Genomic DNA, 13,093 nt, shown 5'->3' with positions numbered 1-13,093 from the left:
TATTCACAAAATAGGGAATCACTCATTGTCCGTTCGCGAACGGTCCCAGTGCCGCAAGGATGGCTCTATTGACTGGAGTATCGATTCCCTTGTTTTGTGACTGGCGGACAACTGTTCCTGGACCCGCTTCCAGCTCGATTGGTTTCCCCTTCTCTAAGTCAACCAACATCGAAGACTTTGCCGATGGCGGAAGGCTAAGAAACCTATTCATCATTGCTGAAACGGTATCGTCGGAAATCGCTATATTTTTAGCTCTCGCGAGTGCCGCCACCTCTTCCATTGCTGCCTTCACCGTTTTTTTCAGAGCCGAATCCTCCTGGATCACTCCGAAAGGTTGACGGCAAAGGCTCGTAACCCCAGCGCCTGCTGACCAGCCAATGAACTCCCTCCATAGCGAAACCTCAGGATTTTCAATGATCCGGGCGTCGATATGAGCCTGGTTCATTAATTCTCCAAACGTCACGAGTGAATCGGGAGTCCCCCCGCCAACCACCCCCAAGACGATAGATTTATTTGAACCTTGGTGCTGGATGATGCCGGGTGAAAGGATGTTGGAGGGCACCATAGTGATCCCGGCCGCGAGCGGGCATTCGGGAAAAGCTCCTCGCAAAGTATCGACCCAATCCACCCCATTCAAAAGAGAGACAATCAAGGTTCCTGGCTCGATATGAGGTTGGCAGTGCGAAACGGCTTCAGGCAGATCAAATGATTTTACTGCGAAAACCAGAATATCGATTCCCCCAACTTGTTTCGGATCCTCGACTACCTTCACCGGAGAGATCATCTTGTTGCCAAAACCGCTCCGAACATCAAGGCCGCGCTGCTCCATTGCCTCAAAGTGCCTTCCACGGGCGATAAACGTCACGTCCGCTCCACTAGCAGCAAGCCAACCGCCGAAAAAACCGCCGAGTCCGCCTGCTCCGAAAACACAGATCCTCATGCAACTTTATAACTCCCTGGATCTGCCTTCATCAACGGCATAACCGCCATCGATAGGTCACCGAAAAACGTGAGTTTTACCTTTCCCGTGGAAGTCTGATCCCGTGCTTCCCTACGAAAAAAGGAACCCCACCGAACTCTTATTGAAACCTATCTCCGTAATTCACCATGAGACACAGGAGAACCCTGAGTGCATGTCGTTCAGAATGATACCTAAGGAGCCGCTCATCGAACCGGTGGCCATGAGATCTCGTCGAGGTCACGAGCCTCCCAAACGGTCTCGCGGGGGCCTTCACTCAAAAAAGCCTCAACCAATTCTTTGTACCTTTCCGACGAAAAGAATGGATCCGCCTCTTGCGGAAAGGCGTGAGGAAAGGAATCCGTTTGTTCAAATAGAGTCTTCTGCAGTCGTTTGCGAACCGTCGAAAGTTCGGGGTCATCCCATCGGTTTTTCAGCTGATACGGATCGGTCCGCAAATCGTAAAGCTGATCAGGACTGAAATAGGCCGGGAAGAAGGTCGCGGTAAACTCTGCATGCACCTGCGGATACCCAATATGATTGGGTGCTCGAACAGATCGATCCTCTCGAATTCCATCCAAAACCCTCTCCGGATAACGAAAAGCAACGTATTGATACCGCCCGTCAAAAACTGCACGCACATGTCCCATCTCCGTGTAGATCGTATCGCGAACAGCTTCGTTCGGGTCTTTGAAGAGAGGGGTTAGATCCACTCCGTCAAAGACTTGCTCTTCCGGCAAATCAAGCCCTGCTATCCTCGTCAAAGTCGCCAGAAGATCCACCTGAGCGACCAACTGCTGGCTGACCGTTCCGGGAGAAATCTCTCTCGGCCACCTCATGATCAATGGCACATGATTGCCAAAACGGTAAACCCCACTTTTCCCCGGTTCCACGCCATGGTCAGCCGTGAAAATAATCAATGTGTCATCAAGACATCCTAGTCGCTCGAGCGTATCGAAGACCACTCCAACGTGTTGATCCAGAGCCGCGAGGCCTGCAGTATGGTGTTTCTCTCCGCTACTCAATCCCTCCAACCGAGCTTGCATGTCAGCACTAGGAATCTGGTATTGAGGCACATCGGGGCGGAATCCACCGGGGGTATAGCGGAGGTCGTTTTCATACTGCTCTGGGTGCCAGGGACCATGGACCGCAGTGGGTGCTAGAAATGCAAAAAACGGTTCTTTGCCGGAATACCTGCCAAAGAAGTCGGAAGCCTCGGCACTAATCCAAGGAATATTGTGATGGCGCAGCTCGGGATGAGGGATTTTTTCGCTATTCGAATACGTAATTGCGCCAGCGTGATCGAAACCAATCTTTGAAGTAACAATCTCGACGAGCTTTGCTTGATGGTCCTCAAGCCACGAATTCACAGTTGGGTCTGAAAGCTGAGCTTTTGGAAGATCCGGTAACCCGAGGTGTCTTTCAATCGCTGAAGCAGTTACGTGGTTCTTTCCAAACATCCCGCTCACATAACCCGCTCCGCGTAAAATCTTCGGAATCGTTAGGCGATCACCTTCAATGAAGGTGTCCCACGCAACGCTGTAGGGCTCATTGACTTCGAATTTCTCTGCCATCGCGGCAGATCTTCCCGGATATTGTCCGGTCAAGACGGAGTATCGGCTCGGCGTACAAGCAGAGGCGGCAGTGTAAGCGTTTTCAAAAAGGATGCCTTCCTCCGCAAGTCGATCGATGTTTGGTGTAGGATACTTTCCACCGTAACATCCAAGATACTCCGGCCGCATTTCATCACTGAAGATGAGGACAATGTTCGGAGGGCTGACTTCAGCGGTGGAATATAGGGGAAGAACCGCCCAAAACAGCAGCAGAAAACCAACAGATCTAATCACGGTAACGAAAGGCTCGAGGGTAAAACACAAACACCTGCGGTTTACGATGTCCAATTTCTCGACGGATCCCAACTCTTGCGGAAAGCTCACCTCACTCTACGACCCAATCAGGCCACGATGACCAGTTGTTCTCTTTCGCTCATTCTATCGGTCTCTCTACGGGATAGCCGACATCAAAGTGTAACCGACCTGTGCCGCCACATCGGAAACCGACGGCGTAAGTCCTAAAGCTGTCAGGACCGATATCCCGATGGTTCATCTTTTTGACTACCCGTGGCCAAAATTAAAACGCATTCAAAAAGAACGGGATAATTAGTGCATTCGCTAGATCTATAAAAAACGCACAAACAAGCGGAACGACGATAAAGGCAAGATGGGATGGACCGTACCGCTGTGTTACGGCAGACATATTGGCCATGGCTGTCGGAGTCGCTCCAAGAGAGATTCCGCCGAAACCCGCACAGACAACGGCGGCATCGTAGTTTCTTCCCATCGCTGGAAAAACGATGAAAAGATTAACTGCGAGAGCAACGAATACCTGAGCTAGAAGCACAGCAAGAACCGGCCCGGCAAGACTGGCTATCGACGCAAGCTGCATGCTCATCAAAGACATCGCTAGAAAGGCTCCGAGCGACATGTCCGCTATCAGCGCGATCGAAGGAGTTCGAGTAGGCCATTCGCGGCCACTAATGCGAAACCTTGGCGGCACCCGAATGTTCGTCAGAAAAATGCCCGCGAGAAGGCAGGCTACGAAAGCAGGAAGGTCGATTCCAATAATCCCTTTAATGACAAAGTCATTGAATCCGTAGCCTAGAATCATCGAAACATGGACCGCAAGAATGGCATCAAGAAGGACGTAAGGCTCTATTTTTTCCTGTGGTTGCTCCTCGCTTATGCCAACGTCGATAGGCTCAGTCGTTGCAGGCGTTAGTTTGTGCCTACTGATAAGGAAGCGGGCGACCGGACCGCCCTGAAGGCTCGCAAGAATGAGGCCGAAGGTCGCACAAGCGACTCCCATTTCCATCGCGTTTGAGATCCCGTAATCCTCAGCAAGCTTGGGGGCCCACGCAATCGCCGTACCGTGACCACCAATTAACGATACGGTCCCGGCAATCACCCCGGATTGCGCAGGAAACCCAAAAAGTGTCATGACTCCAACTCCGGTCAGATTTTGCACAAACATGTAACCCACTGTAATGACCACAAGAATGAGTAGCGGCTTCCCGCCAGTTACGAGATCGCGTAGGCTCGCATTGATCCCGATAGTCGTAAAAAAGTAGACCAGCAAAAGATCTCTGAACCAAAGATCAAACTCCACGACTGTCCCGGTAAGCGCATATAGAATCCCCAGTAAAACCGACGCAATAAGCCCTCCCGTGACAGGCTCTGGAATACTAAACTCGCGAAGGAACCGGACACTACCATTGATCCGTTTCCCTATGAAGAGGACCACGATCCCTAAAGTCAGGGCCATAAACTGGTCGAATTGTAAGACTCCGTTAACAAATTCCATGAATCGATCTAAAGATTAAACGTTTAATTTCGGGTTTTCCATGATCCGTTTTTGGACGGTGCATTTCTTACCACCGTAGCATTTTCCCTTCCAAGTCTGGACAGAACTGAGTCCACCGAAATCCTTAACTCAAGGCTCAGATCCCGTCTTTTCCACTTGCAACCAAAAGGGTCGTGTACGGGTCGAGCGGCCATTAAAGATAGCTTTAGTGGAGTTGTCCGGACCGAGGAATCGCAAGATGACTTTTCAAACCAGATCATCTTTTTGAATTCTCCCGATGAATGTTTATCTGGCGAGGAATAGGGCGATCTGGACTTTATCAAGGACAAACCGTAGAGATGTATTCTTCCACTCATAGTCTCCCGATCACCCGCTAAGCGCAAAACATGAGATTACACCTTCTAAACCCCAACACTTCGGAATCCATGACGTCACTCATGGCAAGCGCTGCATCCAGCGTTGCTTCGCCTGGAACTGAGATCTTTCCAACGACTGCCCGAGTGGGGTTTCCTCTCGTGTCTAGTCGGGTCGAAGCAGAAGTCAGCGCCACCCATATCTTCGAAACGATTGCGGAGCACCACGCCGATATGGATGCGGTCATCATCTCGGCGTTCGGAGACCCCGGCATTATCGGCGCTCGCCAACTATTCGATATTCCGGTTATCGGCGTTGCCGAGGCGTCAATGCTCACAGCCTGCGCACTTGGAGGGCGTTTTTCGATCGTCACATTCTCCCACCAACTAGCGGACTTTTTCCATGACTGTGTAACTCGGACCGGTTTGGAAAGTCGCTACGCCGGCATGCGACTGCCTAGTGAGGGTTTTCAATCAATCGACAACGTGCGGGAAGAACTGGAGGACCGCCTCGTAGAACTGGTCGAGGAAGCCGTGCGTATCGACGGAGCGGACGTTGCAGTTCTCGCCGGTGGACCACTCGCCGGTCTCGCATCGAAGATCGGCCATCGCCTGCCGGTCCCGGCCGTTGACCCAGTTCCAAGTGCCGTCGTCTTTGCAGAAGGTCTTGTTCGTCTGCGCCTCGGTATCGCCAAGGAAGGGAGTTTCGCAAGGCCGCCAGCGAAATCAAGTATCGGCCTGCCCGATATCCTCGCCAGGCGAATCGAGCGAAAGGATGACTAAACAACTCTCTCTCCAAAGGAATTCACAAGCGGCGACTTTGCTCCCGCGGCCCTCGCTCGCTCAACACTGCGGATATTTTTGCCCCGTCCTTCGGCTAAACCCAGCATCAGAGCAAAGATTACCCAGCGTGACACGACTCACACATAGCAAGAGAAAAAATCGTTCTTTTTCTCAAATCATCGATATTATTCCACAGCGCACATGCCATCAAAGCGCACGTTGTGCCTGTGCTATCTGTTGTTCATGTCCTTGGGTATTACCGAAGTCACTACACCTTAGTGGACCAATTCACTTCGGCGAATCGTTAGCACAGCTCAAAATAAAGACATTGTAAACTGATGGTATTTTACCAAATGCTAACAACTGAGCGTCAGGAAAACGGGCGCTAGCTGTATGAGAGCCAAAGAGAATAGCGTAGCAAGAGCACGGGTGATGCGATCTGCTTTGATTGCCACCTTGCTGTTGCCAGGGAAGGTCGAGGCCAATTTCGAAGTCGATACGGTGACCTTACAGGACACGTTTATCACACCGGATTTCACAGCCGTTACTTTCCGTCAGACCTTCGACCGGGTGCCAGTAGTCTTCCTGTTGGCGACCACCCAAGGCGGTGATCCAAGTGCCATTCGCATCAAAGACGTCACCACCACAGGATTCAGGGCACTACAGACCGAACCTCCCAACAATGATGGACCTCACGTCGCCATGACCAACGTGAGTTATATAGCCATCCAGCCTGGACTTTACGAAATACAGCCTGGCATCTTTATAGATGCGGGTGTCCGAGATACGACAACGACCATTCAGAGTTCACCGCCGTTCGCCAGTCCAGGAGGTTTCGATAACGTGGAGTACCGTCAGGATTTCGCCTCAGGCCCCGCCATTCTGGGCGACATTCAGACGATGAACAACGAGCAAAACAATGTGCCCCTCCAGCCCAGCTCGCCTTGGTTGACGACGTCTGTTGTCAATCAGGGCACCAACAACTTTGATATCTCGATGGAACGTTCGGAGGTCGATAACGGAGCGGTTGTTTCGACAAACGAGACTCTCGGCTATCTGGCCTTGCAGGATACCACGGGTTCCTTCCTCGACAACGGATCCAACCCCATCGACTGGGAAGCCTTTATCTCGCCCGATGTCATCGTGGGCTGGGATGAAGGGTCGACTACGATCAGCTACAATTCGACTTACAGCTCGACTCCAATCGTCGGTGCCAGCAAGGCCACGCGCGACGGACCCAATGGCGGTTGGTTGAGGACGGATGGCCGGACCGCCACCGGCATTGGCCTGTTGATTGATGAAGATACGTTCAATGACCCTGAGCGCAGTCATACCACCGAGCGGGCCAGTATCGCGGTTTTCTCAGAGGCTTTTGACGCAACCCTCACCCGCCGGAACATCGACATCACGTGGGATGGGCAAGATGCCTCCGGCTTGTGGACAACCAATGCGAACTGGGAGCGCTGGGATGGTAACGACCGCAATTTGCAGAACGGCGATACTCTAGTCTTCAACGATATGGGCAGCGGCGTCACCACCAGCTACGTCACACAAGATTACACGCCGGACCTTGCAGGGATTACGTTTGCAGGCAGCACAGCCTATACGATCAATGCGAACGTGACACCGGGCGGTCCCGGCAGCCTCAATTTCGAGGACGGTGCCACCATCGTGAACAATTCCTCTGCCGCCCAGAACCTAAATTTTGATATCAACGCCAAGGGCAGCACCTTAATTATCGACTCCGGCTCGACGCCCGGTGGCTCATTTGCCTTTGGCCCGGACGGAACCATTGATCTGAGCGATACGGGCGGAGTCAATGCAGTCTTCATCGGCAGCAACGATACCACAGTGGAGTCGGTCATCGCCGGAACGGGTGGCTCGGTTACCAAGACGGGTTCGGGCACCCTGACTTTTTCCGGATCGGACAGTAACACCTACACAGGAGCGACAACGGTCAGTGACGGCACCCTGGCACTGGATAAATCCGGCGCCACCGCCATCGTCGGGGACATCCTCATCAACGGCGGCACCCTACTCCTCGCGGAGAACGACCAGATCAATGACAGCTCAAACATGACCCTTGACGGGGGCACTCTAAACACTGGTGGAAATAACGAGGTACTCGGGACGCTCACACTCAGTAGCAACTCGACCATCGATCTGAATTCCGGTGGAAGCGTTCTTCAGTTCGATGGCAGCGGAGGCGAGATCTGGAGTGGTGGCATCCTCCTTATTACCAATTGGCAGGGCGACGGAGCGGGCGGTGGTAGCGATCAGATCCTATTCGGCAATAGTCTTGCGGGACTAACCTCTGGCCAAGTTAGCCAAATTCGTTTCCAGAATCCTGCAGGCTTTGCCCCAGGTACTTATGGTGCGCGACTACTGCCTAGCGGTGAAGTCGTTCCCGTACCCGAGCCAGCCGCAGTCGCCGCCACTTTCGGCTTGGCCTCGCTGATTGGCTGGCGCGAACGCAAACGCATTGCTGTCATCATCCAAAAGATTCGCAAGCGATAGGCATAAGGGACTGAACCGCAATCGCCGCTTGGCCGAACTCTGGCCGTAAAGAGCCGCTAACAAAAATCACGCTCGCGAGAGATTCCATTGCAAGGGGAGCCATTCTACAATTACTCGCTCCTGACAATTCCTACTATGCCATCTCCAACGGCTATCTCAATTTCAGATAAGGTCCTGAAATCACCCATTGCTTGTGCGAAAGGAAGAACTACGAATCGCACTAACAATTGGTTCGATTCTGACGTTAACTCTTTTACTCGCTGCCTCCGCGGCGCGAGAGTGGAATACCGTAATTAGAGAGTCCTCTCTTTCAGTACCTAATCCGGAGTTAAAATCTCAAGCACGCCGAATTGGGTGTCGGACTCGGTGTGGGTTGACCGGATGGTGATCTCATCAATGCCCGGAGAGACATCGGCTGTTGTTGAAAGGACATGGGTCGGTGCAGGAGAGAAACTGCCTACGGTATTCGAGGTGAGTATCCTGTAGGTCGCATTGGAGTCGTCGGCCCAGGTAAACCGAAAGTCCATCGAGGTCGGGGTCGTCGCGATTAGCTCGAACGGATTCTTGGAGAATTCCTTCGGATTGAGTCCGAATCCGAACTCTTGAATGTTCTTGAGTCGATCCTTATCGGGATCCCCGTCGGTGCCGGAGATGGTCAGGTCAAGCAATTCGGCCGGAGTGAATCGTCCAGCAGCCCAGTCGTCATAGCTGTAGGGTGTGTTCTCTGTAAAGGTGATCGTGACCGAGGTTGGGTTGTAGGTCGGCATCACGGAATATCCAGCCGGAATTTCAGACAAGTCGATGAAGTCGAAGCCGCCCGTGATCGATGTTCCGGTGATGATGGTAAAGGACTGCCCGTTGACGGGGAGGTAATCATCCAGGAGGAACACCTTGAGCGTTCCGGCAAGGGTCACGGTGTCCCCGGTGATCGTGTCCGAGGATGAGGCAGAGGCAGCTTCCCACTCGTAGGTGGAGGAGGAAGAAAAAGTTGCGGCACCTGTAATGGCGAGCGTGCCAGGGGAGCTTCCCGGTCCGATGATGCCAAAATCAGTTAAGTCGACATCGGCATCGCATCCGCCCGATCCTTTGATGATTCCGAAGTCTTTCACTTCAATGGTCGGAGCGGTGGTGGTCGTGCCGGCACCGAGGTCCAGAGTCGCGCCGTTTTCTACCGACAGCGTTTCGTTGTGCGTATCGGAGGTTGTTTTGTGAAGTCGTGCATCGCGCCCGTTTATGATCACGACGTGTTCAGTTCCCGGTCCGGACCAGTCGGCATCGAAAAGCTCCCTGATTATTTCGGGTATGATGATCTTTGCGCTCGGTCCGACAATGTAAGTCCCTCCGACAATAACCTCTCCAGATACGCCAATGTTGGTTAGAAACGGGAGGTTCAGCTGACCCGTGCCCTGAACTTCGATCGTGCCGTCGTTAGTAAAGGGCACTGAAACCGTTGCTCCAGTGCCGGAGGTGCAAACCAATGTCCCTTTGTTTTCATAGTCACCGTCTCCCGAGATGGAGGCACCGGAAAACAATTCGTGCCTTGCACCGGGTTCGTTATTGAAGTTTCCAAATTCCGAAATGGTGATCGAGGTTGATTGAATCACGGGATCACTGGCGCTAGCTTCATTGAAAATCGCGCCTTCGAGGACTCTCGGGCGGGAGCCGGGTCTGATTTCCAGTGCCCTCTTGTTGGTGAAGAGCCTACCTCTGATTGTCCCACCGTTCCAGATGAAGAGTCCGGTATTCTCAACGATCGGGCTTAGGGTTCCCGATCGGAAACGAAGTCCGCCCTCACTGTTGATCGCGCCTCCTTCAAAGAGTCCCAGCTTGTTGTCGATTTCTGATTGGTCGGAGATCGAGTCTCGATTGGAATCCTGCAGATTCGGGTTTAGATTTCCGTCACCGATGATCGCCAGACCCGCGCCTTTCATCTCAAGGTAACCACTCGGGTTTTCCTCCGAGATGGATAGGTCGAAATCTCCCAAACGAAGGCTTAACGTGCCGGTGGCCTCGATCTCGAAAAGGCCGGATAGCGTATCAGAGCCCCCGTTTAGGATTAGAGAACCCTCCCGTATGGTTGTTGAACCTCCAAGCGGCTGATCGTATTTCACGGTCACGTCGTAGCTGCTGGCGGTGGTCGATTCGTCGAAGTTCACCCTCCCGTTGTTTTTGAACTCGCCCGTGCTGCTCCCGATCAGCGGTTGAATCCGTTCGGAGCCACTGAGCAAAGTCATCGTCTTGTTGTTGGTGAACTTGGCTAGACGCATCGAGTTCGCGAGCCACGTGCCGGCATTTTGGACCTCAATCTCAAAGGTTGGGTTTGAGGTGATGGTTTGTTCGACCGTGGCATTGGGCTGGTTGAGGAAAAGGTTTCCCCCGTCTTCTTCGGTGATGGAGGAGGCGAGCAGCTCCGAGCCTCCAAAGGTAAGATAGCCGTTGTTGATGAAGGTGGCCGCTGTCCCGTTGTCGGAGTCGCCAAAGAAGAGGTTGCCGATTTGGAAGCCTGGCTCGTTGGGCAAGTTTACCTGAGTGGATTTCTCAAGGGTATAAACAGCGACCTGATTGATCGTGCCATCACCAGAGATGCTAGAGATTCCATCAAATTTACGATTCGTGGTGCCGCTCCCTCCGATTGCCAAATTGAGGGTGCCATCGGCTTGGATGGTGCCTCCGAGAAAGCTCTGGACTGGACCATTGAGAGAAAGCGTGTGTCCTGTGGCGACCTCAAGAATCGCGTCTCCCGTTTGCGTGTAGTCCCCGCTGATGGCAGCGGGATTCTGGGGAGTGATCGCTTTTTTGACGGTGCCCTCGTTGAGTAAGATGCTGGAGGAGTCGATGCTGCCGCTCCCACCAAGGTTGAGGATACCCTCGTTGACGAAAAAGCTAAAACGCGTGATGCCGGAAGTCATGATAACCTCGCCGGAACTCTTGTTGGTAAAGTTTGCGGAGACGCCGCGCGAGCCAATGAGAATCGTTCCCTCATTGGTGAAGTCGGAAGAGCCGTCGAGGACCATCCCCTGAAGAAAATTGTTCCCTTCGAAGGTGATGGGGCCGTTGGCTCGCAGTCTTCCGCTGCTCGCAGACTGGATCGAGTTTTCGAAGATCGATGCGGCCGATACGGTGAGTGTGTCATCGATATCGAAGGGCACCCGGCTGATGATCGATTTTACCTCCGAGGAGCTGGGTAGATTGACCGGATTGACCGGGTCGCTGTGCGAAAGGAGTTGAACGTCGTCGGTTGCCGTTGGGACCGTATCCGAATCCCAGTTGTCTGCGGAAAGAAAGGAAGTATCAGGATTGCCGTTGAGCTCAGCGTCATTCGTCCAAACCAAGGGATCGCTAGCCAGTAAGCAGCCAGTTGCCAGTAGCGGTAGGAAAACTTTTAGCATAAAGTGGGTCGAGGGATTGATGACAAATGTCCAATGATTCGGAAACCCACTACAGATTCAACCCTCGATAAAACCGCTGTGTTGTTACCTGCCATCGGAAGACGGAAGGAATCACGGTCGGAGAATGTTTGAAGATCCGGTGCTTTTCCAGACGATCTCTGCCCCATGAATCTCGTTTCGAAACACCTCTTGCTCGCAGTCGGCGGACTCCTTCTCGTCGGCTCCGGGCTTAGCCTCACCGGTCACGCCATTCTTCTCAAGAGTACCGCACCACCCGATACCTATCTGAGTTGGATAGCCTGGGGCACAGCGGGATTGGTCCTTGTCAACGCGGGCATCTGCTGCGTTGTCGAAGCGGCCTTTGCGAAGAGAGAGGCCCTCTCCAAACGGAAATGAGATTTCCGCCGAAGTCCTTCCCCCAGGTTTCAAACCGGGGAATACAAAACGATCTCGGGTCTTGTTTGTTGAAAGATGACTAGGCAAGTTCCCAAAGAAGCGCGAGTGCTCTCGCTAGATCGCTCCACGGTCCAACGAATCTTTGCCGTTGTTTCCTTTCGAAGGCGACCTCTTCTAGAAAAAGAGGTCATCCTTATGCAGATGGCGGCTGAAGTCCATCGCACCGTGAAGAACACGGGCGACCTGGATAAAATCTCCGTGAACTCGAAATAATTTGACGTGCTTACCCTGCGCTACGACCCCTTTTTCCCCTTCCTATGTTTTTTTAAATCAAATGAGGTCTATTTTGATCCTGACTTTCCTTGCTTTGGTGACTGCATTTGCCCCCTCTCCATATGGGTTCAGAGTTTGGACAGACCACCAAGGTAGGACGTTACGTGGAACGATGATATCGTTCGATGAGAATTCGGTTTCTGTCCTGAGAAGCTCGGACAATAGAGTGTTTGAGTTGGAGATCGATGAACTTTCAGAGGCCGATCAACTTTACGTTTCCTCAATAAATGCGATCCTATCGGACAGCTCTGGAGACGAATTCGAAACGAATTTCATTGTTGCTGGTGATTTCGAGAAATCCTCTAAAACGTGGTCATTTCCGAATCAAGAAAAGGCGTTTCGAAGGGCTTCTTCAAAGATTGTTGAGGACTATTCAAACAGTCCTGATCTTGGATCTCGAGTTCTCAAGGTTCGTCCTACAGAAAACGATAAGTATCACCGGGACGGTCCCCCCTACGTAACTCAAACTGTAAGTTTCAAGGAAAAACCTGCGAGGGTCCTGGTGAGTATTGACGCCTTGTATAGCGGAACAGATGAGAGAGGTTTTCGGGCTTTAAGCATGCGTGCGACGGACCCGAATCTTCGTTATGTAGAAGGCTCTGGTTACTCATTTCCTTCTACCTATAAAGAGATTCTGAATCCCGGAGAATGGCATCACTTCGAGTGGGTTGCAGACCTTTCCGAAATTTCAGGTGACAGAGTTACTTTTGGATTCATGCTAACCCACGAAGAACACGAGTGGTATCTGGACAATGTAAGTGTTCGAAAAACTAATCTACCAGCGATACCAAGAAGTGAACTCTCTCTTCCACTCGAAGCAGGACAATAATCTACCGCCAGATGAGAAAACGGCAGACTCTTATGCATCGAATAAGCTTAGAAAATGAATCGAGGGTTAAAAACCCTAATTGAGTGTCCATTCTTTCGTTGATCGCGAGGCTTTCGAGAGAAACGCAGGCTCATGCTTATTTTTCTTGGCGAAGGATGTGTCTTTTGGCACGAAT

General features: G+C 52.2%; 8 protein-coding genes. 4 read left to right on the top strand and 4 right to left on the bottom strand.

Going from position 1 to position 13,093, the window contains the following annotated elements; translation table 11 throughout:
* Positions 1-22 precede the first annotated feature (22 nt).
* From AAGJ81_04110 to gltS, 3 genes are all read right to left on the bottom strand, one after another.
* Positions 23-940: a 2-dehydropantoate 2-reductase gene (locus tag AAGJ81_04110; GenBank protein MEM0965324.1), complete on the bottom strand. Its 918-nt coding sequence runs from the start codon at positions 938-940 to the stop codon at positions 23-25.
* 224 nt (positions 941-1,164) lie between these two features.
* Positions 1,165-2,805, bottom strand: coding sequence for a sulfatase-like hydrolase/transferase (locus AAGJ81_04105; GenBank protein MEM0965323.1), 1,641 nt, complete (start codon positions 2,803-2,805; stop codon positions 1,165-1,167).
* 283 nt (positions 2,806-3,088) lie between these two features.
* On the bottom strand, positions 3,089-4,318 hold the full coding sequence (gene gltS / locus AAGJ81_04100; GenBank protein ID MEM0965322.1) for a sodium/glutamate symporter: 1,230 nt from the start codon (positions 4,316-4,318) through the stop codon (positions 3,089-3,091).
* Positions 4,319-4,704: 386 nt separating this feature from the next.
* Here gltS and AAGJ81_04095 point away from each other — a divergent pair, with 386 nt between their 5' ends.
* The gene (locus AAGJ81_04095; GenBank protein MEM0965321.1) at positions 4,705-5,454 is read left to right on the top strand and encodes an aspartate/glutamate racemase family protein; all 750 of its coding nucleotides are present in this window, start codon (positions 4,705-4,707) and stop codon (positions 5,452-5,454) included.
* Between the two features lie 393 nt (positions 5,455-5,847).
* Entirely contained in the window at positions 5,848-7,971 is a 2,124-nt protein-coding gene (locus AAGJ81_04090) for an autotransporter-associated beta strand repeat-containing protein (protein ID MEM0965320.1), read from the top strand.
* Between the two features lie 317 nt (positions 7,972-8,288).
* Here AAGJ81_04090 and AAGJ81_04085 read toward each other — a convergent pair whose 3' ends face one another.
* Positions 8,289-11,360, bottom strand: a complete 3,072-nt coding sequence (locus AAGJ81_04085) for a hypothetical protein (GenBank protein MEM0965319.1) — start codon at positions 11,358-11,360, stop codon at positions 8,289-8,291.
* A 165-nt stretch (positions 11,361-11,525) separates the two neighbouring features.
* Here AAGJ81_04085 and AAGJ81_04080 point away from each other — a divergent pair, with 165 nt between their 5' ends.
* Both AAGJ81_04080 and AAGJ81_04075 read left to right on the top strand, forming a co-directional pair.
* A complete protein-coding gene (locus AAGJ81_04080; protein MEM0965318.1) occupies positions 11,526-11,756 on the top strand; it encodes a hypothetical protein in 231 nt (76 codons plus the stop codon).
* A 445-nt stretch (positions 11,757-12,201) separates the two neighbouring features.
* A complete protein-coding gene (locus AAGJ81_04075; protein MEM0965317.1) occupies positions 12,202-12,918 on the top strand; it encodes a hypothetical protein in 717 nt (238 codons plus the stop codon).
* The last annotated feature ends 175 nt before the right edge of the window (positions 12,919-13,093 follow it).

The organism is Verrucomicrobiota bacterium (assembly GCA_038744685.1).
Classification (GTDB): Bacteria; Verrucomicrobiota; Verrucomicrobiia; order Opitutales; family Puniceicoccaceae; genus Puniceicoccus.
Note: the sequence above shows the minus strand (reverse complement) of the source record. Positions and strands in the feature narration are given on the sequence as shown.

Bases quoted from the DNA above. Each gene is read 5' to 3' on its own strand.
- AAGJ81_04110 (MEM0965324.1), bottom strand. From the start codon at position 940: ATGAGGATCTGTGTTTTCGGAGCAGGCGGACTCGGCGGTTTTTTCGGC.
- gltS (MEM0965322.1), bottom strand. From the start codon at position 4,318: ATGGAATTTGTTAACGGAGTCTTACAATTCGACCAGTTTATGGCCCTG.
- AAGJ81_04095 (MEM0965321.1), top strand. From the start codon at position 4,705: ATGAGATTACACCTTCTAAACCCCAACACTTCGGAATCCATGACGTCA.
- AAGJ81_04090 (MEM0965320.1), top strand. From the start codon at position 5,848: ATGAGAGCCAAAGAGAATAGCGTAGCAAGAGCACGGGTGATGCGATCT.
- AAGJ81_04085 (MEM0965319.1), bottom strand. From the start codon at position 11,360: ATGCTAAAAGTTTTCCTACCGCTACTGGCAACTGGCTGCTTACTGGCT.
- AAGJ81_04080 (MEM0965318.1), top strand. From the start codon at position 11,526: ATGAATCTCGTTTCGAAACACCTCTTGCTCGCAGTCGGCGGACTCCTT.
- AAGJ81_04075 (MEM0965317.1), top strand. From the start codon at position 12,202: ATGATATCGTTCGATGAGAATTCGGTTTCTGTCCTGAGAAGCTCGGAC.